The 24527-nt window shown below is 61.8% G+C and carries 25 protein-coding genes and 1 pseudogene; 19 read left to right on the top strand and 7 right to left on the bottom strand.

The features are described from left to right. Window positions 1-42: 42 nt before the first annotated feature. Genes lpdA through queA form a run of 4 tightly spaced genes read right to left on the bottom strand, consistent with a single transcriptional unit; the run spans window position 43 to window position 4419 of the window. Window positions 43-1434 (bottom strand): dihydrolipoyl dehydrogenase, encoded by a 1392-nt coding sequence (gene lpdA, locus PARACOCCUSGL_RS0103160; protein WP_010392984.1) that lies wholly within the window; start codon window positions 1432-1434, stop codon window positions 43-45. 45 nt (window positions 1435-1479) lie between these two features. Further along, window positions 1480-2061, bottom strand: a complete 582-nt coding sequence (locus tag PARACOCCUSGL_RS0103155; RefSeq protein WP_010392982.1) for a DUF924 family protein — start codon at window positions 2059-2061, stop codon at window positions 1480-1482. Window positions 2062-2119: 58 nt separating this feature from the next. Further along, the gene (locus PARACOCCUSGL_RS0103150; protein WP_010392981.1) at window positions 2120-3364 is read right to left on the bottom strand and encodes an MFS transporter; all 1245 of its coding nucleotides are present in this window, start codon (window positions 3362-3364) and stop codon (window positions 2120-2122) included. Next, window positions 3364-4419: a tRNA preQ1(34) S-adenosylmethionine ribosyltransferase-isomerase QueA gene (queA, locus tag PARACOCCUSGL_RS0103145; RefSeq protein WP_010392980.1), complete on the bottom strand. Its 1056-nt coding sequence runs from the start codon at window positions 4417-4419 to the stop codon at window positions 3364-3366. Before queA ends, PARACOCCUSGL_RS0103150 begins: the two co-directional genes overlap by 1 nt. Window positions 4420-4540: 121 nt before the next feature. On the opposite strand from queA, the gene PARACOCCUSGL_RS21365 reads away from it, so the two are divergent. Next, entirely contained in the window at window positions 4541-4831 is a 291-nt protein-coding gene (locus tag PARACOCCUSGL_RS21365) for a bacterioferritin-associated ferredoxin (RefSeq protein ID WP_010392978.1), read from the top strand. After that, window positions 4779-5264 carry a bacterioferritin gene (gene bfr / locus PARACOCCUSGL_RS0103140; RefSeq protein ID WP_010392976.1) on the top strand — a complete coding sequence of 162 codons (486 nt, stop codon included), beginning with the start codon at window positions 4779-4781 and terminating at the stop codon, window positions 5262-5264. The genes PARACOCCUSGL_RS21365 and bfr overlap by 53 nt, the downstream gene beginning before the upstream one ends. 70 nt (window positions 5265-5334) lie before the next feature. Here the strand turns inward: bfr and PARACOCCUSGL_RS0103135 are convergent, their stop codons facing one another. Continuing rightward, complete coding sequence (locus PARACOCCUSGL_RS0103135; protein WP_010392974.1) at window positions 5335-6009, bottom strand: HAD-IA family hydrolase; 675 nt, start codon at window positions 6007-6009, stop codon at window positions 5335-5337. Window positions 6010-6112: 103 nt separating this feature from the next. On the opposite strand from PARACOCCUSGL_RS0103135, the gene glmU reads away from it, so the two are divergent. From glmU to PARACOCCUSGL_RS0103120, 3 genes are read left to right on the top strand one after another with little or no spacing between them, the layout of a single operon-like run. Then, window positions 6113-7453, top strand: a complete 1341-nt coding sequence (glmU, locus tag PARACOCCUSGL_RS0103130; protein WP_010392971.1) for a bifunctional UDP-N-acetylglucosamine diphosphorylase/glucosamine-1-phosphate N-acetyltransferase GlmU — start codon at window positions 6113-6115, stop codon at window positions 7451-7453. Between the two features lie 3 nt (window positions 7454-7456). Next, the gene (gene glmS, locus PARACOCCUSGL_RS0103125) at window positions 7457-9274 is read left to right on the top strand and encodes a glutamine--fructose-6-phosphate transaminase (isomerizing) (RefSeq protein ID WP_010392968.1); all 1818 of its coding nucleotides are present in this window, start codon (window positions 7457-7459) and stop codon (window positions 9272-9274) included. Window positions 9275-9307: 33 nt separating this feature from the next. Further along, window positions 9308-9997 carry a DNA alkylation repair protein gene (locus PARACOCCUSGL_RS0103120; RefSeq protein WP_010392966.1) on the top strand — a complete coding sequence of 230 codons (690 nt, stop codon included), beginning with the start codon at window positions 9308-9310 and terminating at the stop codon, window positions 9995-9997. Between the two features lie 3 nt (window positions 9998-10000). On the opposite strand, the gene PARACOCCUSGL_RS0103115 is transcribed toward PARACOCCUSGL_RS0103120, so the two are convergent. After that, window positions 10001-10537 (bottom strand): hypothetical protein, encoded by a 537-nt coding sequence (locus tag PARACOCCUSGL_RS0103115; RefSeq protein ID WP_040601670.1) that lies wholly within the window; start codon window positions 10535-10537, stop codon window positions 10001-10003. A 144-nt stretch (window positions 10538-10681) separates the two neighbouring features. On the opposite strand from PARACOCCUSGL_RS0103115, the gene moaA reads away from it, so the two are divergent. Then, window positions 10682-11689: a GTP 3',8-cyclase MoaA gene (moaA, locus tag PARACOCCUSGL_RS0103110; protein WP_010392964.1), complete on the top strand. Its 1008-nt coding sequence runs from the start codon at window positions 10682-10684 to the stop codon at window positions 11687-11689. Here moaA and PARACOCCUSGL_RS0103105 read toward each other — a convergent pair. Continuing rightward, window positions 11686-12039: a GFA family protein gene (locus tag PARACOCCUSGL_RS0103105; protein ID WP_010392963.1), complete on the bottom strand. Its 354-nt coding sequence runs from the start codon at window positions 12037-12039 to the stop codon at window positions 11686-11688. The two genes, moaA and PARACOCCUSGL_RS0103105, sit on opposite strands and share 4 nt — an antisense overlap. A gap of 148 nt (window positions 12040-12187) precedes the next feature. Between PARACOCCUSGL_RS0103105 and uvrA the strand changes: the two genes are divergently transcribed. The 13 genes and pseudogenes from uvrA to nuoG all read left to right on the top strand — a co-directional run bounded on the left by uvrA (window position 12188) and on the right by nuoG (window position 24527). Further along, a complete protein-coding gene (uvrA, locus tag PARACOCCUSGL_RS0103100; protein ID WP_010392961.1) occupies window positions 12188-15046 on the top strand; it encodes an excinuclease ABC subunit UvrA in 2859 nt (952 codons plus the stop codon). Next, window positions 15043-15414 (top strand): DUF4260 domain-containing protein, encoded by a 372-nt coding sequence (locus PARACOCCUSGL_RS0103095; protein WP_010392959.1) that lies wholly within the window; start codon window positions 15043-15045, stop codon window positions 15412-15414. Before uvrA ends, PARACOCCUSGL_RS0103095 begins: the two co-directional genes overlap by 4 nt. 179 nt (window positions 15415-15593) lie before the next feature. After that, on the top strand, window positions 15594-15959 hold the full coding sequence (locus tag PARACOCCUSGL_RS0103090) for an NADH-quinone oxidoreductase subunit A (RefSeq protein ID WP_010392956.1): 366 nt from the start codon (window positions 15594-15596) through the stop codon (window positions 15957-15959). Next, window positions 15950-16483, top strand: coding sequence for an NADH-quinone oxidoreductase subunit B family protein (locus PARACOCCUSGL_RS0103085; RefSeq protein WP_010392952.1), 534 nt, complete (start codon window positions 15950-15952; stop codon window positions 16481-16483). Before PARACOCCUSGL_RS0103090 ends, PARACOCCUSGL_RS0103085 begins: the two co-directional genes overlap by 10 nt. A gap of 3 nt (window positions 16484-16486) precedes the next feature. Further along, a complete protein-coding gene (locus tag PARACOCCUSGL_RS0103080; protein WP_010392949.1) occupies window positions 16487-17113 on the top strand; it encodes an NADH-quinone oxidoreductase subunit C in 627 nt (208 codons plus the stop codon). 53 nt (window positions 17114-17166) lie between these two features. After that, on the top strand, window positions 17167-18405 hold the full coding sequence (locus PARACOCCUSGL_RS0103075) for an NADH-quinone oxidoreductase subunit D (RefSeq protein ID WP_010392947.1): 1239 nt from the start codon (window positions 17167-17169) through the stop codon (window positions 18403-18405). After that, a pseudogene (nuoE, locus tag PARACOCCUSGL_RS0103070) lies at window positions 18405-19112 on the top strand (NADH-quinone oxidoreductase subunit NuoE); the annotation flags it as partial. The gene PARACOCCUSGL_RS0103075 and the pseudogene nuoE, both read left to right, overlap by 1 nt. 38 nt (window positions 19113-19150) lie before the next feature. Next, window positions 19151-19807 (top strand): hypothetical protein, encoded by a 657-nt coding sequence (locus tag PARACOCCUSGL_RS0103065; RefSeq protein ID WP_010392944.1) that lies wholly within the window; start codon window positions 19151-19153, stop codon window positions 19805-19807. Continuing rightward, complete coding sequence (locus tag PARACOCCUSGL_RS0103060) at window positions 19807-20070, top strand: DUF5337 domain-containing protein (RefSeq protein WP_010392942.1); 264 nt, start codon at window positions 19807-19809, stop codon at window positions 20068-20070. Before PARACOCCUSGL_RS0103065 ends, PARACOCCUSGL_RS0103060 begins: the two co-directional genes overlap by 1 nt. A 4-nt stretch (window positions 20071-20074) precedes the next feature. After that, window positions 20075-21370: an NADH-quinone oxidoreductase subunit NuoF gene (gene nuoF / locus PARACOCCUSGL_RS0103055; protein WP_010392940.1), complete on the top strand. Its 1296-nt coding sequence runs from the start codon at window positions 20075-20077 to the stop codon at window positions 21368-21370. Window positions 21371-21539: 169 nt separating this feature from the next. Further along, complete coding sequence (locus PARACOCCUSGL_RS0103050; RefSeq protein WP_010392937.1) at window positions 21540-21941, top strand: DUF5333 domain-containing protein; 402 nt, start codon at window positions 21540-21542, stop codon at window positions 21939-21941. Window positions 21942-21949: 8 nt separating this feature from the next. Beyond that, window positions 21950-22399, top strand: coding sequence for a hypothetical protein (locus tag PARACOCCUSGL_RS0103045; protein WP_010392935.1), 450 nt, complete (start codon window positions 21950-21952; stop codon window positions 22397-22399). 109 nt (window positions 22400-22508) lie between these two features. Further along, window positions 22509-24527, top strand: coding sequence for an NADH-quinone oxidoreductase subunit NuoG (gene nuoG, locus PARACOCCUSGL_RS0103040; protein WP_010392933.1), 2019 nt, complete (start codon window positions 22509-22511; stop codon window positions 24525-24527).

Below are 24527 nucleotides of genomic sequence, written 5' to 3'. Positions count from 1 at the left end.
GATCACGAAAGAAGAAGGGGGCCTTTGGACCCCCTTTGCCGTTCAGAAGTGGATGGCGCGGCCATAGGCCGATAGTGTGGCCTCGTGCATCATCTCCGAGAGCGTCGGGTGCGGGAAAACCGTCTCCATCAGCTCAGCCTCGGTCGTTTCGAGCGTGCGGCCGACGACGTAGCCCTGGATCAGCTCGGTCACCTCGGCGCCGACCATATGGGCGCCCAGAAGCTCGCCGGTCCTGGCGTCGAAAACTGTCTTGATGAGGCCCTCGGGTTCGCCAAGGGCGATAGCCTTGCCGTTGCCGATGAAGGGGAAGCGGCCGACCTTGACTTCGTAGCCTGCGGCCTTGGCCTTTTCCTCGGTCAGGCCCACACTGGCGATCTGCGGGTTGCAATAGGTGCAGCCGGGGATCGAGTTCGGCTTGATCGGGTGGGGGTGGCCGCCCGCGATAAGCTCGGCCACCATCACGCCCTCGTGGCTGGCTTTATGTGCAAGCCACGGCGCGCCCGCCACGTCGCCGATGGCGTAAAGCCCCTCGACACCGGTGCGGCAATATTCGTCGGTGACGACATGGGTCCGGTCGATTTTGCTCCCCAGCTTTTCCAGCCCCAGGTTTTCGACATTGCCCACGATGCCGACTGCCGAGATGACCGTATCGAACTCCTGCGTCTCGGTCTTGCCGCCGGTCTCGATATGGGCGGTGACCTTGCCTTTGGCGCGGTCGAGTTTCTTGACCGTCGCCTTTTCCATGATCTTCATGCCTTGCTTGATGAACTGCTTTTTGGCGAGCGCCGAGATTTCGGCATCCTCGACCGGCAGAACGCGGTCCATTACCTCGACCACCGTGGTGTCCGCGCCTAGCGTGTTGAAGAAGCTGGCAAATTCAATGCCGATTGCGCCTGAGCCGATGACCAGAAGCTTTTTCGGCATGCGCGGCGGTTGCAGTGCGTGTTTGTAGTTCCAGACCAGATCGCCGTCGGGTTCGAGTCCCGGCAGCTCGCGGGCGCGGGCGCCGGTCGCCAGAACGATGGATTTTGCGATAACTTCTTCGGTCCCCTTGTCGGTCTTGACGCTGATCTTGCCGGGGGCGGTCAGTGAGGCCTCGCCCATGATCACAGTGACCTTGTTCTTTTTCAGCAGGTGGCCGACACCGCCGGCAAGCTGTTTGGCCACGCCGCGCGAACGCTGCACCACCGCGCTGAGATCATAGCCGATCTTGTCCGCCGAGAGCCCGAATTCCTTGGCGCGATGCATGAGGTGAAAGACCTCGGCCGAACGCAGAAGCGCCTTGGTCGGGATACAGCCCCAGTTCAGGCAGATGCCGCCCAGATGCTCGCGCTCGATGCAGGCCACTTTCAGCCCCAGCTGCGCGCCGCGAATGGCGCAGACATAGCCGCCAGGGCCGGAACCGATCACCACCATGTCGAAGCTCTGCGCCATGGATGTCCCCCTATCAGAAAAGATAGTTCAGCGTTAAACCATTTTTTAAACGTCAGCAAGCGACAGCTTGCCCGAGACAAGCGCGCCGTAGCCGCCCGCCTCCATCACGCGGATTTCCGCCTCTGTCGGGGTTCGTCCGAGCGCGGCGTTTCGCCATGGAAAGCGGCCGAACTTTGCGATCGTATCGCGATGCAGTTCGGCGTGGCGCAGGTTCTCGCCGGGCATGAATTCGCGGAACAGCTCAACCGCGCGGTGCTGATTGATCAATTCCTCGGAGTGCTCAAATGGCAGGTAGAAGAACTGTCGTGCCGGCGGCTGGATCTGCAGGTCGAAGCCTTGGGCGATGGCCGCATCCGCGGTCTTGAGCGCCAGGGCGTCGGTTGCAAATGCGCGCGGGTCCTCGCGAAACATGTTGCGCGGGAACTGGTCGGTCAGGATCAGGGCAGCCAAAGCACCCTCGGGCGTCGTGGTCCAGTCCGGGACCAGATCGGCGGCCGTTTCCCATAGCGAAAGAAAGCGCGTGCGGATGGTATCGTCCAGCGCATCCGAGCGGGCGTACCAGCCTTTATCGCCCACCTCGTCAATCCAGAAGCGGTTGATCTCTTGAGGGGTCGCGGTGTTGGTCATGGCCTTGCTCTCCGGTTTTCAGGGATGGTTGCAAAGCCGGGCGCTGGCCGCAACCCCGTCAGTCCGCTTTGTCGCTGTCGTCAGAACTTGCGGTCTCAAGCGCTGCCTCGACCGCGACGGGGGTGGCCGAGGGTGCGATGATGGCAAAGCTTTGATCCTGCATCGGGGTCGGGCGGCGGGTGCGGCGCCAGCCCGCATAGAAGGTCAGGGCGGCAAGGAGCAGGCCGATATAGACCCAGAACCCGTCCGGTCCCAGCATTGCCATCAGCCAGCCGGTAATCAGCGGTCCGGCCATTGCGCCGATGCCGTTGATAAAAAGAAGCCCGGCCGAGGCCGCTGCCATATCGCTGTTGTCCAGAAAATCGTTCGTATAGGCAAGAAGCAACGAATAGACCGGATTGGCGACGCCCCCGATCAACGCTGCCGCGATCAGCAGGCCCCAGATTCCCGGTTGCAGCGCCACGGTAGCAATACTGACCGCCGCGCCAAGGGCCGAGAGGCCAAGCACGATAAAGCGCCGGTCGCCATGGTCAGAAAGCCAGCCGATGGGATATTGCAGCAGCAGCCCGCCGATATAGATGGCGGCAACGAAGGCCGAGATTTCGCGTACCGTCAGGCCCTTGGTCGAGCCCCAGACCGAGGCCATTCCGAACAGCGCCGAGAATACCCCGCCCATAAGAAAGATACCGATGCAGCCCAGCGGAGAGACGCGAAACAGGCTGCCAAAGCTCATCCGTTTCAGCGTCGAAAATTGCGGCGCGGGTTGGGTGGACAGCAGGATCGGCAGGAACGAGACGCTGACCAGAACCGAGGGGATTACGAACAGCAGGTATCCCGCCGGGTCGGCAGCATTCATCAGAAGCTGGGCCGAGATGATTCCCAGCATCTGCATGATCATATAGGCCGACATGGCCTGGCCGCGGTTCTCGTTGGTGGTCCCGGCGTTCAGCCAGCTTTCCGCGGTGATATACACCCCCGAGAAGCAGAATCCGATCAACAGACGCATCAGTGCCCATGCGATCCAATGCGGCGCTGCGGCATAAAGGATCAGCACCGAAGAGATCATTGAGCCAAGCGCGGCAAAGACCCGCACATGGCCGACATTGCGGATCAGTTCGGGCACCACGCGTGAGCCAAGCAGGAAGCCGCCGAAATAGGCCGACATCACAACTGACATTTCAGTGGTTGATATCCCCTCGATATTGCCGCGAATACCGAGAAGGGTGCCCTGCATACCATTCCCGACCATCAGCAGCAGGATGCCCAGAAGCAACGGCCAGGTGGTGCGCAGGACGGTCAGCATCACGGATCCTTTGGTATCAGTAACGAGGCATCGCCGTAGCTAAAGAAGCGATAGCCCGATTCCACGGCATGGCGATAGATCCCCCGTATGCGGTCCTGCCCCATCAGGGCACTGACAAGCATCAGGAGGGTCGATTTCGGCAGGTGAAAATTGGTCATCAGCGCATCCGTCACACGGAAGCGATAACCCGGATAGATGAAGATTTCGGTAACGCCCTGAAACGGCTGGACGTGGCCTGTTTCATCGGCGGCGGTCTCGATCAGGCGCAGCGCCGTGGTGCCGACCGGGATCACCCGTCCGCCGGCATTGTGGGTGTCGTTGATCGCGGCGGCGGCCTGGGCCGTGACCTCGCCCCATTCGCCGTGCATCTTGTGGGTGGTGACGTCTTCGACCTTGACGGGCAGGAAGGTTCCCGCGCCGACATGCAGCGTGACATGGGCAAAGCGCACACCTTTGGCCTGCAGTTTTTCAAGCAGCTCACGGTCGAAATGCAGGCTGGCGGTCGGGGCGGCAACCGCGCCTGAATGACGGGCCCAGACGGTCTGGTAATCCTCGCGGTCCGCTTCGTCCGGGGCGCGCAGCGAGGCGATATAGGGTGGCAGCGGCATCGCGCCGACTTGTGCGAGTGCCTCGTCAAACGCCTCGCCCGAGGCGTCAAAGCGCAGGGTCAGCTCTCCGCCCTCGATCCCGGCGACCTCGGCGGACAGGGTCTCGCCAAAGCGGATCACCTCGCCTTGCTTCAGCTTGCGCAGGGGCTTGGCAAGCGCCTTCCATCCCTTTGCCCCAGGTTCCAGCAGCGTGACCTCGATTTTGGCAATCGCCTCGCCTTGCGGGGTCTGGCGCGTGCGCTGGCCGGTCAAGCGCGCCGGAATGACTTTGGTGTCGTTCAGCACAAGCAAGTCGCCCGGCTGCAAAAGGTCGGTCAGATCGCGCACATGCAGATCACGAATCGAATCACCCTGCGCCAGCAGCAGGCGTGCCGAAGTGCGCGGCCTTGCCGGGCGCGTCGCGATCAGGGTCTCGGGCAGGTGAAAGTCGAAATCGTCCAGCTTCATGGGCTTAGCTTGTGTCCGGGGTATCGGGGGGCGTCAAGCCGGGGCACTATCACAAAGAGAAAAACTCAGGCTTTACTTATCTGAGGAAATGGGTAAGTTTTCGAAGACCCGAGGTGAGTAAATGATCGTCTGTCACTGCACCCAGATTTCGGACCACGATATCAAAGCCGCGATCGACTGGATGCGTGCGGCTGACCCGCAGACTATCATCACCCCCGGCAAGATCTACCACGCCCTTGGCAAGCGCGCTGATTGCGGCGGTTGTATGCCTTTGTTTCTGGACACCATGCGCGGATGCGATAATCTGGCCGTGCCTCCTATCCTGAGGGGGCTGAAGGTTAATCGCACAGGGGTAAGCCATGAAGGGCGACGCAAAGGTCATCGAGTATCTCAACGCAGCGCTGCGGTCTGAACTTACCGCCGTCAGCCAGTACTGGCTGCATTATCGTCTGCAAGAGGACTGGGGCTATGGTAAGATCGCCGACAAGTCCCGCGCGGAATCCATTGAGGAAATGCATCACGCTGATCGCCTGATTCAGCGAATCATCTTTCTTGAAGGCCATCCGAATCTGCAAAAGCTTGATCCGCTTCGGATTGGTCAGAACCTCAAGGAAACGCTGGAATCCGATCTGGCTGCCGAACATGACGCCCGCACTCTTTATATCGAGGCGCGGCAGTATTGCGACAAAGTCGGTGACTACGTCAGCAGAAGCCTTTTCGACGAGCTGCTGGCGGACGAAGAAGGGCATATCGATTTTCTGGAAACCCAACTTGGTCTTTACGAAGAGATCGGGGCACAGAATTACGGTCAGCTCAACGCCAAGCCCGCCAGCGAGGCGGAATAAGCGTCAGTGTAATCTCACGGAAAATCTGTGGATCAGGGGGCCAATATGGCCCCTTTTTCCGTTTGCGGGACTAGTCCAGCCACTCGGCGGCAAGCGGCGGCAGGTCGTCGAAATGCGCAAGCAGCGCCTCGGGGGCAAGGCGGCGCAGTCCCTCGCCCTCGGGGCCAAAGGCGACCAGCGCCACCCGGACGCCAGCCGCAGCGGCGGTCTTGCGGTCGGTTTCGGTATCGCCAACCAGGAAGGAGCGCGCCACCTCGCCGCCCGAGGCCTCGACCGCTGCGGCATAAGGGCGTGGGTCGGGCTTGCGCACAGGCAGCGTATCGGCGCCGATCAGAGCGGCGAAACGATCACGGATACCAAGTTCGCGCAGCAGGGTTTCGGCCAGCGCGGCGGGTTTGTTGGTGCAGACCGCGAGCTGGCGCCCAGCGGCTGCCAGACGGTCCAGAGCAGCCTCGGTTCCCGGATAAAGCCGGGTATGGACCGCGATCGCATCGCCGTAATGGGTCAGCAGGCGAGGATAATCCTCATCCTCGGCGCCGGGCGGCAACAGCATATCGGCGGGCAGCCTTGCGTAACCGGCGCGCAGCATCGCGCGCCCGCCGTGGAAGGCGATCAGCGCATCGCGGACCGGGTCCAGCAGTGCTCCAAGGCCGCGCGCCTGAAAACAGGCATTGGCCGCGGCGATCAGATCGCCCGAGGTATCGGCCAGCGTTCCGTCCAGATCAAAGACCACCGTTCCTGCCATGCTGTAACCTTCCGTCAAAATGTGTGATCTGTCAGGGCCTTTCGCGCCTCACGTCCTCTAGGTAGAACGCTGCGGAGGGATAAGGAACAGGCAAGAGGCAGAGATGACCGATAAACCCGTAGCCCTGATCGTCCTTGCTGCCGGGCAGGGCAGCCGGATGCAATCGGATCTGCCCAAGGTTCTGCACCGGTTGGGAGGTGTGCCGCTGGTCGGTCATGCGCTGGCCGCTGGCCGGACGCTTGAACCCCAGGCGGTGGTCGTTGTTGCCGGTCACGGTGCCGAAGCTGTTCGCAAGGCGGTTACGCGTCTTGAGCCCGAGGCACGCATCGCGCTGCAAGAAGAACAACTCGGCACGGCTCATGCCGTCAGCCAGGCCATGCCGCTGCTTGACGGGTTCGATGGCAGGGTGATCGTCCTTTACGGCGACACGCCCTTCATCGGAGAGGAAACATTGTCGCGACTGGCCTCGCATCCCGCCGATGTGGTGGTGCTGGGGTTCGAAGCTGCAGATCCCGGGCGCTATGGCCGCCTGGTTACCGGTCCTGAGGGGCTGGAGCGTATCGTCGAATACAAGGACGCCGATGAAGCTACGCGGGCGATCCGGCTGGTCAACTCGGGCGTTCTGGCGGCGGATGCGGCGCTATTGCGTGAATTCCTGCCCCGTATCGGCAATCAGAACGCAGCCGGTGAATATTACCTGACCGACATTCCGGAACTGGCCCGCGCCGCCAGCCATCGGGTCGAGGTGGTCACCTGTGATGAGGCAGAGACTTTGGGCATCAACACCCGCGCCGAACTGGCCCGGGCCGAGGCGGTGTTTCAGACCCGCGCGCGCACGCGGGCGATGGAGAGCGGCGTGACCCTGATTGATCCCGACACGGTCTGGTTCGCACTTGATACGTACGTCGGCCGCGATGCCATCATCGGTCAGAACGTTGTTTTTGGCCCCGGCGTGACGATCGAAAGCGGGGCCGAGATCCTGCCATTTTGCCACCTCGAAGGTTGCCATGTCAGCGCAGGTGCCACGGTTGGCCCCTTTGCGCGGCTGAGGCCCGGCGCGGAGCTGGGTGGCGATGTGCACGTCGGCAACTTCGTCGAGATCAAGAACTCGGTGCTCGACGAAGGGGTCAAGGTCGGTCATCTGACCTATCTGGGCGATGCCCATGTCGGCGAAGGTACGAATATCGGTGCCGGCACCGTGACCTGCAATTATAACGGCGTTTCCAAGCATCGGACTGAAATCGGGGCCAATGCCTTCATCGGCTCGGATACGATGCTGGTCGCACCGGTGCGGGTAGGGGCTCGGGCGATGACCGGCTCGGGTTCGGTCATTACGCAGGATGTGCCGGACGACGCTCTGGCGCTGGGCCGCGCCCGGCAAGTGATGAAACCGGGTCTTGCCGCGCGACTGATGCAGGCCCTGCGGCAAAAGAAGGGAAATTGATCCATGTGTGGCATTATCGGAATTCTGGGCAACCATCAGGTCTCGCCCCAACTGGTCGAGGCACTGAAGAGGCTGGAGTATCGCGGCTATGATAGTGCCGGCGTCGCCACCGTGGATGACGACGGTCGGCTGGATCGGCGGCGCGCGGTCGGCAAGCTGGTGAACCTGTCGGACCGCCTGGTTCATCTGCCGCTGCCCGGTCATGCCGGCATTGGCCACACGCGCTGGGCCACCCATGGCGCCGCGACCGAGGCAAACGCGCACCCCCATCTTAGCGGCCCGGTTGCGGTGGTTCATAACGGCATCATTGAGAATTTTCGTGAACTGCGCGATGAGGTGACGCGGCTTGGGCTTCAGCCGGAATCCGAAACTGACACCGAAACCGTGGTGCTGCTGACTGCCTGGCATCTGGGGCAGGGCCTTGACCCGATCGAGGCCGCGCGCGCCACCCTCGCGCGGCTGCACGGTGCTTTTGCTCTGGCCTTTCTGTTTGAGGGCGAGACCGATCTGATGATCGGGGCGCGCAAGGGTAGCCCGCTTGCCGTCGGCCATGGCAAGGGTGAGATGTTTCTTGGCTCGGACGCCATCGCGCTTGCGCCCTTTACCGACCGGATCACCTATCTTGAGGATGGCGATCACGTCATCATCCGCCGCTCGGGGGCCGAGATCTTTGATGCCGAGGGTCGGCCTGCCAATCGCGAAATCCAGCAGATCGACGTCGGCGCGACCCAGATCGACAAAGGCGGCTACCGCCATTTCATGGCCAAAGAGGTCGCCGAACAGCCTGTCGTGCTGGCCGATGCTTTGAACCACTATATCAAGGGCGACCGGATCATGTTGCCCGAGGCACTGGATTTCAGTGCCGTTGACCGCCTGACGCTCGTCGCCTGTGGCACGGCCTCTTATGCCGCGCATGTAGCGCGCTATTGGTTTGAAAGCCTCGCCGGTCTGCCTTGCGATCTGGATGTAGCGTCCGAATTCCGCTATCGCGAACCGCCGCTTTCGCCGGAAAGCTGGGCGATCTTTGTCAGCCAGTCGGGTGAAACCGCCGATACGCTGGCCGCATTGCATTATGCGCGCGGCAAGGTTGCGCAGACCGTGGGTGTGGTGAACGTCGGTACCTCGGCTATCGCGCGCGACGCCGATATTGCCTTGCCGACGCTGGCGGGGATTGAGGTCGGCGTGGCCTCTTCCAAGGCTTTTACCTGCCAGCTTGCGGTCTTGGCGATCCTGGCGCTCAAGGCGGCAGTGGATCGCGGGCGGATGACCGAGGCTGAACTGGCTGGCCATCTCGCTGACCTGCGGGCTTTGCCGGGGCTGTTGCAGCAGGCGCTTGGAATCAGTGACGAATGCCGCCGCCTTGCTGGCTGGCTCTCTGAGGCACAGGACGTGCTGTATCTCGGCCGCGGCCCGCTTTATCCCGTGGCGCTCGAAGGGGCGCTGAAGCTCAAGGAGCTCAGCTATATCCATGCCGAAGGTTACGCCTCGGGTGAGCTCAAGCATGGGCCGATCGCGCTGATCGACCGCAACGTGCCGGTCGTGGTGCTGGCACCGCGTGACGGGCTTTTCGATAAGACTGTCTCGAACATGCAAGAGGTAATGGCGCGTCATGGTCAGGTGCTGCTGATCTCGGACGCAGAGGGGATTTCCGCCGCCGGCCACGGCGTGCGCGCGAGCCTTGCCATGCCCGAGGGCGGCGGGCTGTTTCAGCCGATCCTATATGCGGTCCCGATGCAGTATCTTGCCTATCACACGGCGGTCGCCAAGGGGACCGATGTGGACCAGCCGCGCAATCTCGCAAAATCGGTGACGGTCGAGTAAAGGGCAGCAGGGACCATTTTAGCGCAGGGAAAGATGCGGGAACTGGACGAGCTGAAGGCATTGGGCGACCCCGGAAAGGCGGCCGGGATGGCCGCCTATCACAAGGCGCCCCGTCCCTATCTGGGCGTCGCCGTCCCTGTGATCGACGAACTGGCGCGGGGGTGGCGTGCAGGGCTGGATCTGCCTGGTCGGATAGAACTCGCCCGTCACCTTTGGGACAGCAATGTGCATGAGGCACGGATCGCAGCGGCAAAGCTGCTGACCCAGGCCCGTATTCGCCCCGATGACGAGGTCTGGCGGCTGATTGCCAGCTGGGTGCCGCAGTTCGACGCCTGGGCCATCGCCGATCACGCTATGAAAGCGGGTTCCCGCCGGCTGATCTCTGATCCGGCGCGCCTGGATGAGGTCGAGACATGGCTCGAAGCCCCCGGTTTCTGGGTCCGGCGCGCAGCGCTTGTCGGGACTTTGCCCTGGACGTCGATCCGGAATCCCAAAGCGGACGATCTGGCCCGTCGTGATAGGGTGCTGACCTGGCTGGAAAAGCTTGCTGATGACCGGGAGTGGTTCATTCAGAAAGCTATCGGCTGGTGGCTGCGCGATCATTCGAAACACGATCCGCAGTGCGTCCGCGACTGGCTCGCGGCCAATGGGGGGCGGCTGAAACCCTTTGCTCGGCGTGAGGCGGGGCGCTGGCTGCCCGAAAATCGCAACAGCCACCCTTAGGCGTCAGTTCCCGTAAACCTCGATGGTGGGCAGATCGGTCAGGCTGACGCCGATCAGTTGTAGCGCGGGCAGCGAAACCTGACTGCCGCCACTGGCCGGACCACCAAGCGGGATCAGCCGCACTTTCGCGGATTTGCCGTTTTCGGGGTTTACGATACGGCCATCAGCTTCGGATTTCGCCAGCGGTGTCTTGATCCAGAAGCCCGGCTGCGACGGGTCGCCAAGCGAGGCGACCGTGGCACCCAGCCGACGCTCGGCCGCTGCGGGCGGGGCTGCGGCGGCTGCCTTTTGCTCACGTGTCGTGGTGTCGAACTCTGCCGCGGTGCGCGCTGCGGGCGAGGGGCGGGCAGCTGTAGTGATGGTCTTGCCCGGCGTGCGCGGCGCCGTTCCGGTCAGATCGGGGCCCGCAATTACCGGCTGGCCGGTCGCGGGGTCGATCACCTCGGCCTTAGGCGCGTTTTGTGTTTGCGATGGCTGGGTGCAGGCAGTCAGCACCAGCAGCGCCAGCGCGCCCGAAAACAGCATGATCGGCCTGGTCATCGGCAGTTCCTCGTCCTCATTGTCCGAAGAGAAGGCTAGCCCCGCGCGACCCTGCATGTCCACCCGAGCTTCAACTCGTGGTTATGACAATATTAACGGATCGGCTGGCTTGTGCCGATGCAAGCCCAGCCTTATCTTTAAGCAATGGACGCTCAGGCCCCGCTGACAGACCCTTTTGCCAGGCCGATCACCTATCTTCGGGTGTCGGTGACGGATCGTTGCGATTTTCGCTGCACTTATTGCATGGCCGAGCATATGCAGTTCCTGCCCAAGCGCGATCTGCTGACGCTTGAAGAGCTGGATCGCCTCTGTTCCGCCTTTGTCGGGCTTGGTGTGCGCAAGCTGCGGGTTACGGGTGGTGAGCCGCTGGTGCGGCGCAATATCATGGAATTCTTTCGTGCCATGTCGCGCCATTTGGGGGCGGGGCTTGATGAGATGACACTGACCACCAACGGCAGCCAGTTGGCGCGTTTCGCCGACGAACTGGCCGAATGCGGGGTCCGGCGGGTCAACGTTTCGCTTGATACGCTGGACAAGGACCGCTTTTCACAGATCACCCGCTGGGGCAGATTGCCGCAGGTGCTGGAGGGGATCGAGGCCGCGAAAGCGGCGGGCCTTCGCGTCAAGATCAACACGGTGGCGCTAAAAGGCTTTAATGAAGATGAGCTTTTCCCGCTGATAGATTGGTGTGCCGAACATGACCACGACCTGACCTTCATTGAGGTCATGCCGATGGGTGAGATGGGTGATGCGCAGCGGCTGGACCAGTATTGGGCGTTGTCGGAGCTGCGTGACCGGCTGGCCACGCGTTTTACGCTGACGCCTCTGGCCGAACGCACCGGGGGGCCGGCGCGCTATGTCCGCCTTGAAGAGAGCGGGCAAAAGGTCGGTTTCATCACGCCGCTGACCCATAATTTCTGCGAAAGCTGCAACCGTGTCCGGGTCACCTGCACGGGCGAGCTGTTCATGTGTCTTGGACAAGAAGACCGGGCGGATCTGCGTGCACCCCTGCGCGGCAGCGCAGAGGACGATGCGTTGCGCACCGCCATTCGCGAAGCGATTGCGCGCAAGCCTAAAGGTCATGATTTCGACTATTCCCGGCGACATGTGTCGGGCCGGGTCAGCCGCTATATGAGCCATACGGGCGGTTAGTAGCTGGCTCCGTCCACCGCCTGGCTGGCCAGCGCGCGCGGGTTGATTCCATCGAGGCAATTCACATTTACCGCCACCACATCGCTTCCATCGGGCCCCTTGCCAAAGGCATAGGCCTCGACTCCGCAGGTTGGGCAGAAGCGGTGGTGGATCTGCTGGCGATTGAACAGATACTCTGTCACCGGCCCGTCCTTGACCAGATGAAAGTCTTCCCTGGAAACAAAGGTCAGGACAAACCCCATCCGTTTGCAGCGTGAGCAATTGCATGTGAAGGTCCGTTCCAGATCGGCATCGACCTTATAGCTAATCGCACCGCACTGGCATCCTCCCGTGTAATGCTGACGGGTCATGGTCGCCTCCGCTTTCGACTCATGACCAAGGATGAGGCATGGTTGCCTTGGGACGCAAGTGGAAAATATTCACGGTTTGTTCCATTTGTGGTTGCCATTTCGGCCCGGATGCCTATCTGATGCACTTGGCGGAATCAGGACTGGCGCGATGGAACAAAAGTTCATCGAGGTTCGCGGCGCGCGCGAACATAATCTGAAGAACGTGGATATGGACATTCCGCGCGACAGGCTGGTGGTGATCACCGGGTTGTCGGGTTCGGGTAAATCGTCGCTCGCCTTTGATACCATCTATGCCGAGGGGCAGAGGCGTTATGTCGAAAGCCTGTCTGCCTATGCTCGGCAATTCCTCGACATGATGGGCAAGCCGGACGTGGATCATATTTCGGGCCTGTCTCCGGCGATTTCGATCGAGCAAAAGACCACCTCGAAAAACCCGCGCTCGACCGTCGGCACGGTGACCGAGATCTATGACTATCTGCGGCTGCTCTTTGCCCGCGCTGGCACGCCTTACAGTCCCGCGACCGGCCTGCCGATCGAGGCGCAGCAGGTTCAGGATATGGTGGACCGGGTGATGGAGATGCCCGAGGGTATGCGTGCCTATCTGTTGGCGCCCATCGTCCGAGATCGTAAGGGTGAGTATAAGAAAGAGTTTCTTGAGCTGCGCAAACAGGGCTTTCAGCGCGTAAAGGTGAACGGCCAGTTTTACGAGCTGGACGAGCCGCCGGTGCTGGACAAGAAATTTCGCCATAATATTGATGTGGTGGTTGACCGCGTCGTCGTGCGCGAGGGGATGGAGACCCGGCTTGCCGACAGTTTTCGTACCGCGCTGGATCTTGCGGACGGCATTGCCGTGCTTGAAACAGCCCCGGCGGAGGGGGAGCCGGAGCGGATTACCTTCAGCGAGAACTTCGCCTGCCCGGTCAGCGGCTTTACCATCCCTGAAATTGAGCCGCGGCTTTTCTCGTTCAACGCGCCTTTCGGGGCGTGCCCGGTCTGTGATGGGCTGGGGGTAGAGCTGTTTTTTGACGAGCGGCTGATTGTTCCCGATTCGGCGCTTTCGGTCGCACAGGGGGCTGTTGCACCTTGGGCCAAGTCGAAATCGGCCTATCTGACCCAGACTATCAATGCGCTGGCCAAATTTTACGGGTTCGACAAGAAAACTGCCTGGAAAGATCTGCCCGAGGATGTGCGGCGGATGTTCCTGTACGGCTCTGGCACGGATGAGATCCCCTTCCGTTTTGACGATTCCGGCCGTGTTTATGAAGTAACGCGCCGGTTTGAGGGCGTAATCCCGAATATGGAACGTCGGCTGCGCGAAAGCGACTCGTCCTGGGTGCGCGAAGAGTTCGAGAAATATCAGAACAACCGTCCCTGCGGTTCCTGTAACGGCTATCGGCTGAAGCCCGAGGCGCTGGCCGTCAAGATCGCCGGCAGCCACATCGGCAAAGTCACCGAGCTGTCGATCAAAGAGGCGCTGGCCTGGGTGGAAGAAGCCCCCAACCACCTTACCAGGCAGAAAAACGAGATTGCTGCAGCCATTCTCAAGGAAATTCGTGAGCGTTTGGGTTTTCTGGTCAATGTCGGGCTTGATTACCTGACGCTCTCGCGCGCTGCTGGGACGTTGTCGGGTGGCGAAAGCCAGCGCATCCGGTTGGCCAGTCAGATCGGCTCGGGGCTGACGGGCGTGCTTTACGTGCTTGATGAGCCGTCAATCGGCCTGCATCAGCGCGACAATGACCGGTTGCTCGCGACGCTGAAGGGGCTGCGCGATCAGGGCAACTCGGTGCTGGTGGTCGAACATGACGAGGATGCGATTCGCCATGCCGATTATGTCTTTGACATTGGCCCGGGGGCAGGGGTGCATGGCGGACAGGTTGTCGCCAAGGGCACTCCGGCCGAGATTGCATCCGATCCCTCAAGCCTGACCGGGCAATATCTGTCCGGTGCCCGCCGGATCGAGGTCCCGGCTGAGCGCCGCAAGGGCAATGGCAAGGCGATTACCGTGGTCGGTGCCAGCGGCAACAATCTCAAGAATGTGACTGCCGAGTTCCCGCTTGGAAAGTTTGTCTGCGTGACCGGCGTTTCGGGTGGCGGCAAATCAACCCTGACTATCGAGACGCTGTTCAAAACTGCGAGCCTGCGACTGAATGGCGCACGCCAGACCCCCGCTCCCTGCGAGACGATCAAGGGGCTGGAGCAGCTGGACAAGGTGATCGACATCGACCAGCGCCCGATCGGACGCACGCCGCGTTCGAATCCCGCGACCTATACGGGCGCCTTTACCCCGATCCGCGACTGGTTCGCCGGTCTGCCCGAGGCCAAGGCGCGTGGCTACAAGCCCGGCCGGTTCAGCTTTAACGTCAAGGGTGGTCGCTGTGAGGCCTGCCAGGGCGATGGGGTTATCAAGATCGAGATGCACTTTTTGCCCGACGTCTATGTCACCTGCGAAACCTGCAAAGGCAAGCGCTACAATCGCGAGACACTGGAGGTGACCTTCAAGGGCAAATCCATCGCCGATGTGCTCGACATGACTGTTGAGGACGCGCAGGAGTTTTTCAAGGCCGTTCCCTCGATTCGCGAAAAGATGGATGCGCTGGTCGAGGTGGGGCTGGGCTATATCAAAGTCGGCCAGCAGGCGACGACCCTGTCGGGCGGCGAAGCGCAGCGGGTCAAACTGTCCAAAGAGCTGTCGCGGCGTGCCACCGGAAAGACGCTTTATATCCTCGACGAGCCGACGACGGGCCTGCATTTCGAGGACGTGCGCAAGCTGCTGGAAGTGCTGCACTCCTTGGTTGATCAGGGAAATACGGTGGTGGTGATCGAACATAACCTTGATGTGATCAAGACCGCCGACTGGATCATTGATATCGGGCCCGAGGGTGGCGATGGCGGCGGACGCATTGTCGCCACCGGGACTCCGGAAGAGGTGGCAGAGGTTCCTGAAAGCCACACTGGCCGCTATCTGGCCCCGATGCTTGAGGCGGCGCGCAGCCGCGCTGCGGAATGAGCGCCATCCTCTGGCAGCGTGTCGAAGGCGCGGGGTTGGCTCTTGCCGGGTTGCTGATCGCGGCTCAGGCCGCTCCGGGTTGGGGCTGGCTGATCTGGCTGGCGGTGCTGTTTGCGCCTGATCTCAGCATGGTGGGCTATCTGGCCGGGCCGCGGGCCGGGGCCGTGCTGTACAACCTGGGTCACCTATATGCCCTGGCCTTTCTTATGATGGTTCTGGGCGTGGCGCTGGGATCGACAGGGCTGATTGCAGGGGGCGGTCTGTGGCTTGCCCATATCGGACTGGATCGGGCGCTGGGGTATGGGCTGAAAGAGCCTTTAGGCTTTCGCAACACTCATCTCGGCCAGATCGGCCGAAAAGTTGAGTAAAACACCTTATAGTATCTTTTGGCGCATTTCGCGTTTTTGCTGCCATGCGCGGGCCGTAAAGCCGGTGTGAAGCGGGGTCCTACCGTTGACCATATCCGCGACCGGGGATAAACGGACCCTAGCCAAACCCATCGCGGGGCGCCAGTCGGGTTCCTGCGAGTGAAAGGGAGCCCAATCCAGTGGAATATCTGCTGCAAGAATATCTGCCCATCCTGGTTTTTCTGGGAATGGCCTCGGCTCTTGCCATTGTCCTGATTCTGGCTGCCGCGATCATCGCCGTGCGCAATCCGGACCCGGAAAAGGTCAGCGCCTATGAATGCGGTTTCAACGCCTTTGACGACGCGCGGATGAAGTTCGACGTCCGCTTTTATCTGGTGTCGATCCTGTTCATCATCTTTGACCTCGAAGTGGCCTTCCTGTTCCCGTGGGCGGTCAGCTTTGCCAGCCTGTCGGATGTGGCCTTCTGGGGTATGATGCTTTTCCTGGGCGTTCTGACCGTGGGCTTTGCCTATGAATGGAAGAAAGGGGCGCTGGAATGGGCGTGATGACCGGAGCCAATACGGCCGGCGTCGATCGTGAATTCGCCACGGCCGAGCTGAACCGCGAGCTGCAGGACAAGGGCTTCCTGCTGACCACGACCGAGGACATCATCAACTGGGCCCGCAACGGCTCGCTGCACTGGATGACTTTTGGTCTGGCCTGCTGTGCAGTCGAGATGATGCAGACCTCGATGCCGCGCTATGACCTTGAACGGTTCGGGACCGCGCCGCGGGCTTCGCCGCGCCAGTCGGACCTGATGATCGTCGCGGGTACCCTGACCAACAAGATGGCCCCGGCTCTGCGCAAGGTTTATGACCAGATGCCCGAGCCGCGCTATGTCATTTCGATGGGCAGCTGTGCCAATGGCGGTGGCTATTACCATTATTCCTATTCGGTGGTGCGCGGCTGCGACCGTATCGTGCCGGTGGACATCTATGTTCCGGGCTGCCCTCCGACCGCCGAAGCGCTGCTTTACGGCATCCTGCAACTTCAGCGCCGCATCCGGCGTACCGGCACGCTGGTGAGGTGAGCCATGTCTCAAACCATCTCTGACGAAACGCTGCAGGAACTGGCCGAGCATATCTCGCTGCGCCGCGAAAGCGACGTGATCTCGACTGAGATTGCGTTTGGCGAACTGACAGTGAATGCGACGCTGTCGGGCGTGCTCGGGCTGATCGAATTTCTGCGCAACGATCCGAACTGCCGCTTTTCAACGCTGATCGACATTACTGCGGTCGACAACCCGGCACGTCCGGCGCGTTTCGACGTGGTCTACCACCTGCTGTCGATGTATCAGAACCAGCGCATTCGGGTGAAAGTTCAGGTGCGCGAGGATGAGCTGGTCCCGAGCCTGACCGGGGTTTTCCCCGGCGCCGGCTGGTATGAGCGCGAGGTCTTTGACCTGTTCGGCATCCTGTTCTCGGGCCATCCCGACCTGCGCCGGATCGTGACCGACTACGGCTTTCGTGGCTATCCGCTGCGCAAGGACTTCCCCACCACCGGCTATGTCGAGGTGCGCTGGAACGATCTTGAAAAGCGCGTGGTCTATGAGCCGGTGAATCTGGTTCAGGAATACCGCCAGTTCGACTTCCTGTCTCCGTGGGAAGGCGCGAAATACGTGCTTCCGGGTGACGAGAAGGCGCCGGAGGCAAAGAAGTGACCGCAGTCGCGCAGCAGGGGCTGCGCGCTCCGCATCGGATTTGAGGGCTGACCATGGACGGCGACATCCGCAAGAACAGCTATGACGACGGCTCGGTGGACGCCCTGACCGGCGAACAGAGCATTCGCAACTTCAACATCAACTTCGGTCCGCAGCACCCGGCCGCCCACGGCGTGCTGCGCATGGTGCTGGAGCTGGACGGCGAGGTCGTCGAGCGTGCCGACCCGCATATCGGCTTGCTGCATCGCGGCACCGAAAAGCTGATGGAGAGCCGCACCTATCTGCAGAACCTGCCCTATCTGGACCGGCTAGACTATGTTGCGCCGATGAATCAGGAGCATGCCTGGTGTCTGGCGATCGAGCGGCTGACCGGCACGGCGATTCCGCGCCGTGCAAGCCTGATCCGGGTGCTTTACTCGGAAATCGGTCGGATTCTGAACCATCTGATGGGCATCACCACCGGCGCAATGGACGTCGGCGCGCTGACCCCTCCGCTGTGGGGGTTCGAGGCGCGTGAAGAGCTGATGGTCTTTTACGAACGCGCCTGCGGCGCACGCCTGCACGCGGCCTATTTCCGGCCGGGCGGAGTGCATCAGGATCTGCCGCCTGATCTGCTCGATGATATCGAAGAATGGTGCGAGCGTTTCCCGAAGCTGGTCGATGACCTCGACACGCTGCTGACCGAGAACCGGATTTTCAAACAGCGCCTTGTCGATATCGGCATCGTGACCGAAGAGGACGCGCTGAACTGGGGCTACACCGGTGTCATGGTGCGCGGCTCGGGCCTTGCATGGGACCTGCGGCGCGCGCAGCCCTATGAATGCTACGACGAGTTCGACTTCCAGATCCCGGTTGGCAAGAACGGCGACTGCTATGATCGCTATCTGTGCCGCATGGCCGAGATGCGCGAATCGTGCAAAATCATGAAACAGGCAGTGCAAAAGCTGCGTGCTGAGCCGGTTGGGGACGTTCTTGCCCGTGGCAAGCTGACCCCACCGAAACGCGCCGACATGAAACGCGACATGGAAGCTCTGATCCACCACTTTAAGCTTTACACCGAGGGCTTCCGCGTCCCGGCGGGCGAGGTCTACGCCTCGGTCGAGGCGCCCAAGGGTGAATTCGGCGTCTATCTGGTGGCCGACGGCACCAACAAGCCGTGGCGAGCCAAACTGCGCGCGCCCGGTTTCGCGCATCTGCAGTCGATCGACTGGATGGCGCGCGGCCATATGCTGGCCGACGTTCCGGCGATCATCGCCACGCTCGACATCGTTTTCGGAGAGGTTGACCGCTGATGCTGCGCCGTCTGTCCCCCATCCAGCCTGACTCGTTCGAGTTCACGCCTGCGAACCTCGAATGGGCCCGTGCCCAGATGACCAAATACCCGGAAGGTCGCCAGCAATCGGCGATCATACCGGTCCTGTGGCGCGCGCAAGAGCAAGAAGGTTGGCTAAGCCGTCCGGCCATCGAATATTGCGCCGACCTGCTGGGCATGCCCTATATCCGGGCGCTTGAGGTCGCGACCTTCTACTTTATGTTTCAGCTGCAACCGGTTGGTTCGGTTGCCCATATTCAGGTTTGCGGCACCACCACCTGCATGATCTGCGGGGCCGAGGATCTGATCCGGGTCTGCAAGGAAAAGATTGCGGCCGAGCCGCACACGCTTTCCGCCGATGGCCGTTTCTCATGGGAAGAGGTCGAATGCCTTGGCGCCTGCACAAACGCGCCCATGGCTCAGATCGGCAAGGATTTCTACGAGGATCTGACGGCAGAGAAACTGGCCGAACTGATCGACCGTATCGCGGCTGGCGAGGTGCCGGTACCGGGGCCGCAGAACGGCCGCTTCTCGGCCGAACCTCTGGGCGGTCCGGTGGCGCTTGCCGATCTGAAGGGCGGCGAGGCTTATAACGGCAGCGTGGCGCGTGCGGTCCAGCTGGGCGAAACGATCAGGCGCATCGACGGGACCGAGGTTCCGCTCTCGACGCCTTGGCTTGCCGCGCGCAACGACGCCTGAAAGGAAAGAGGAGCAGTCGGGTCACGATGGAACGGGCAGAGTGCAACAGGAACTGCTGGATCTCGGCGGCAATCGCCGGGGTCGTGGTGCTGTTGTTCACCTCGGGCCTTGGTGAGCTGCACTGGTTCGCCGGTCTGTTCCTTGGTCTCGTGACCTTTGCTCTGTTCGGTGCGCTGATGGTCTGGCTGGTTTGTCACGACCGGCCCGAACTGTTTGAGGATGGCCGCCAGGGAATGACCGGCACCGATTGGCAGCGCGCCGCCGCAGACAGTCAGCCGGAAAGGCTGGTCGTCAGTGGCTCACTTGGCCCAGAGTGCGATGATACCGGCGCGCAGATACCAATCGTCGCCGGTGCCTTGCCGGGGCAGGGGATTTCGGAGCAGGTGCTTGGCCCTGTCAATGAATCGACAGCAACGGTGATCCCGGGTGACGAGCGCCGCGATGATCTGCGTCGGATCAAGGGTATCGGGCCCAAACTTTCGGACTGGCTGAACGCCAATGGCGTGACCCGCTATGAGCAGATCGCCGGTTGGGACAAGGCCCGGATTGCCGAATATGCCGAGCGGCTGGGCCGTATGGGCGGGCGGATCGAGGCTGACGACTGGGTTGGTCAGGCGCGACTTTTGGCGGCGGGGGGTGAGACCGAACACTCTCGCCGCGTCGACAAGGGCGAGGCCAGCTGATGGCGCGCCAAACAGGACAGCAGACGTCGCAGGGGCCCGGTGCCGCTGCGGCGGATGCCCGGCAGATGCGTCTGGTCGCGGTGGTGATCGCCGTGACCATGGTGCTGTGGCTGGGGGTGCAATGGTTGGGCGGTCAGGGGGACTGGCCCGCGAAATACGCCTTTCTCGCCGATCTTGTGGCGATTGGGGCCTTGATCTGGTCGCTTTTGGTGACCTGGCGGATCTGGCGGCGGCGCAATGCGTCCTCGCAGGGACAAGGATGAGACGATGCTGAACGATCAGGACCGGATCTTTACGAATATCTATGGCATGGGCGACCGCAGCCTTGCCGGCGCGAAAAAGCGCGGCTGCTGGGACGGCACCGCCGCCATTATCGCCCGCGGGCGTGACAAGATCATTGATGAGGTCAAGGCCTCGGGTCTGCGCGGTCGCGGCGGCGCGGGTTTCCCGACCGGGATGAAATGGTCCTTTATGCCCAAAGAGTCGGACGGCCGTCCCTCTTATCTGGTCATCAACGCCGATGAATCCGAACCGGCGACCTGTAAGGACCGCGAAATCATGCGCCACGATCCGCACACGCTGATCGAGGGTGCGCTGATCGCGAGCTTCGCCATGGGCGCGAATACCGCCTATATCTACATCCGGGGCGAGTTCATCCGCGAACGCGAGGCGCTGCAGGCTGCGATCGACGAATGCTATGATGCGGGTCTGCTGGGCCGTAACGCCGCTGGTTCGGGCTGGGATTTCGACCTGTTCCTGCATCACGGCGCCGGTGCCTATATCTGCGGTGAGGAAACCGCGCTGCTTGAATCGCTGGAAGGCAAAAAGGGCATGCCGCGCATGAAGCCGCCGTTCCCTGCAGGGGCGGGGCTTTACGGTTGCCCGACCACGGTGAACAACGTCGAATCCATCGCGGTGGTGCCGACCATCCTGCGTCGCGGGCCCGAATGGTTTGCGGGCTTTGGCCGTCCGAACAACGCCGGGGTCAAGCTGTTCGGTCTGACCGGCCATATCAACGCGCCCTGCGTGGTCGAAGAGGCCATGTCGATCCCGATGCGTGAGCTGATCGAAAAGCATGGCGGTGGCGTGCGTGGCGGGTGGAAAAACCTCAAGGCGGTGATCCCCGGCGGCGCCTCTTGCCCGGTGCTGACCGCCGAGCAATGCGAAAACGCGATCATGGACTATGATGGCATGCGTGAGCTGCGCTCGTCCTTTGGTACGGCCTGCATGATCGTCATGGATCAGTCCACCGATGTGGTTAAGGCGATCTGGCGTCTGTCCAAGTTCTTCAAGCACGAAAGCTGCGGCCAGTGCACCCCCTGCCGCGAAGGTACCGGGTGGATGATGCGGGTGATGGAGCGTCTGGTTCGCGGCGAGGCAGAGATCGAAGAGATCGACATGCTTTTCGACGTGACCAAACAGGTCGAAGGCCACACCATCTGCGCGCTTGGCGACGCTGCCGCCTGGCCGATCCAGGGTCTTATCCGCAACTTCCGCGAAGAGATCGAGGATCGTATCAAGGCCAGGCGTACCGGCCGCATGGGCGCGATGGCGGCAGAGTAAGCGCATGTTCCGGGCTCCGCACCTCATGACAAAGCCGGCCCCCCTGGGGGAACGGCGGCGCATGTGCGGGTTGCTGGCCCATGCGATCACGCGGGTTTCAACCCAAACTGGCAAATCTTTCCGCCGGTCCCATGTTATGGCTGTAGGTCATAACGAGGAGGCTGCTGCCATGAAAAAAATCCTGCCCGTTGCATTGATTGCCGCGATGCTGTCGAGCCCTGCCGTGGCGCTTGAACCGCTGAGCCAGGAAAAATACATCAACGACCGCCTAATTGCGGCACGGATTGCCGACCGTATCCGCCGGACCTGTCCCAGCATCGACGGTCGCATCCTTTATGCCTATGGCGAGGCGCGCAAGCTTAAGCGCTATGCCGAGAAAAAGGGTTACTCACGCGCTCAGATCGACGCCTTTCTGGACAGCAAAGAGGATAAGAGGCGCATCTACGCCATTGCCGATGACTATCTGACCCGGAATGGCGCAAAGAAGAGCGAGCCTGAAACCTATTGCCGCATCGGTCGGCAAGAGATCGCGCGTAATACCATTATTGGCAGCCTTTTGGTGGCGAAATGATGAGCTGGATGAACCGCATAGGTCTGACCCTGATGGCGGCGGCAGCGGCGGCGATGATCGCGGCTGATGCCTTTGCAGGCGAGCCGTCGCAGCCTTTCGCCCCGACGGCCGAGAAGTTCTATCTGAAGTTTTCGGTTTTTGCGCCGGCCGATATCAGATGCGATGCGACCGGACCGGGTGTGCGGACCAAGGTCAGCCGCAGCGTCACGGGCGCGCCGCTTTTGCGCATCACCGGCAATGCCTCGGATGCACAGATCCAGTGCTGGCGCCCGGATGGCAGCCGCTATACGACCGATGTTAACCGCAAGGTAAGCTATAACGCCGCTGGCGCCGTATGGGCGACGGTGATGCTGCAGACCGGGGGCGATGCTGCAAGCGTCATGGTCGAGCGTGATGGCGAACAGGACAGATTGGTGCCGACGATCTATTCCGGGGCCTTCGTAAAGGTACGGGAATGACGGCGCTCAGGACAACCAGGCCAGCCTTCGGCCAGCAATTGCATCGCATGGAACCTGACGGAGATCGGTCCGGCATGGTTTCCCGTCGCGAGGGATAAGGGAAGACAAGATGGCGGATCTTCGCAAGATCAAGATCGACGACAAGATTATCGAGGTCGATCCCAACATGACCCTGATCCAGGCCTGTGAACTGGCCGGAGTCGAGGTGCCGCGTTTCTGCTATCATGAGCGGTTGTCGATCGCCGGCAACTGCCGCATGTGCCTTGTCGAGGTCGTGGGCGGCCCGCCCAAGCCCGCCGCCTCTTGCGCGATGCAGGTCAAGGACCTGCGTCCCGGTCCCGACGGCGCGCCGTCCGAGATCCGCACCAACTCGCCCATGGTCAAGAAGGCGCGCGAGGGGGTGATGGAGTTCCTGCTCATCAACCACCCGCTTGACTGTCCGATCTGCGACCAGGGTGGCGAATGCGACCTGCAGGATCAGGCGATGGCCTATGGGATCGACTTCAGCCGCTATCGCGAGCCAAAACGCGCCAGCGAGGACCTGAACCTTGGTCCGCTGGTTGAAACCCATATGACACGCTGTATCAGCTGCACCCGCTGCGTGCGCTTTACCACCGAGGTCGCGGGCATCACCCAGATGGGTCAGACCGGCCGTGGTGAGGATTCCGAGATCACCAGCTATCTGAACCAGACGCTGGAATCGAACATGCAGGGCAATATCATCGACCTTTGCCCTGTCGGTGCGCTGGTAAGCAAGCCCTATGCCTTTACTGCCCGTCCGTGGGAACTGACCAAGACTGAATCGATCGACGTCATGGACGCGCTGGGGTCAAACATCCGCGTTGATACCAAGGGCCGCGAAGTGATGCGCATCCTGCCACGCAACCATGATGGCGTGAACGAGGAGTGGATCAGCGACAAGACCCGTTTCGTCTGGGACGGTCTGCGCCGCCAGCGTCTCGACAAGCCCTATATCCGCGAAAACGGCCGGCTGCGTCCGGCAAGCTGGCCCGAGGCGCTTGAGGCAGCTGCGCGTGCCATGCAGGGCCGTAAGGTGACGGGCCTGATCGGCGATCTGGTCCCGATCGAGGCGGCCTTCAGCCTTAAGCAACTGGTCGAGGGGCTGGGCGGTCAGGTGGAATGCCGCACTGACGGCGCGCGCCTGCCGATCGGCAATCGTTCAGCCTATGTCGGCACGGCGCGGATCGGGGATATCGACAGCGCCAAGCGCATTCTGCTGATCGGCACCAACCCGCGCGAAGAGGCTCCGGTCCTGAACGCCCGCATCCGCAAGGCGTGGACGCAGGGCGCTCAGATCGCGCTGATCGGCGAGCCGGTCGATCTGACCTATGAATACCATCACTTTGGCAATGATCGCGCCGCGCTGGCCAAGCTGCAGGACGAGGATCTGTCGAACAAGGATGGCACCCCGGGTATCGTCATCGTCGGGCAGGGTGCCCTGCGCGAAGCCGATGGAGAGGCTGTGCTGGCCCATGCCATGCGCATCTGCGAGCAAGGCGACTGCAGGCTTCTGGTGCTGCATACGGCGGCAAGCCGCGTTGGCGCCATGGATGTCGGTGCGGTGACCGAGGGCGGGCTGATCGCCGCCATTGAGGGGGCCGAGGTGATCTATAACCTCGGTGCGGATGAGGTCGATATCGCCCCCGGTCCTTTCGTGATCTATCAGGGCAGTCATGGTGATCGTGGCGCGCATCGCGCCGACATCATTCTGCCCGGCGCCTGCTATACCGAGGAAAACGGCCTGTTCGTAAACACCGAAGGCCGGCCGCAACTGGCGATGCGCGCCAATTTTGCGCCGGGTGAGGGCAAAGAGAACTGGGCGATCCTGCGGGCACTTTCGGCTGAACTGGGCAAGACCCAGCCTTGGGACAGTCTTGCCGGCCTGCGTCGCAAGCTGATCGAGGCCGTGCCGCATCTTGCCCAGATCGATCAGGTGCCGCAGAACGAATGGCAGCCGCTTGATCGCTTTGATCTGGGGCAGGCAAGCTTCCGCTATGCGATCAAGGACTTTTATCTGACCAACCCGATCGCGCGTTCGTCGCCGTTGATGGGCGAGCTTTCGGCAATGGCCGCGGCCCGCAGGGCTCCGGCTCTGGCGGCGGAGTAA

The sequence above is a fragment of the Paracoccus sp. TRP genome, from assembly GCF_000185925.1.
GTDB classification, from domain to species: domain Bacteria; phylum Pseudomonadota; class Alphaproteobacteria; order Rhodobacterales; family Rhodobacteraceae; genus Paracoccus; species Paracoccus kondratievae.
Note: the sequence above shows the minus strand (reverse complement) of the source record. Positions and strands in the feature narration are given on the sequence as shown.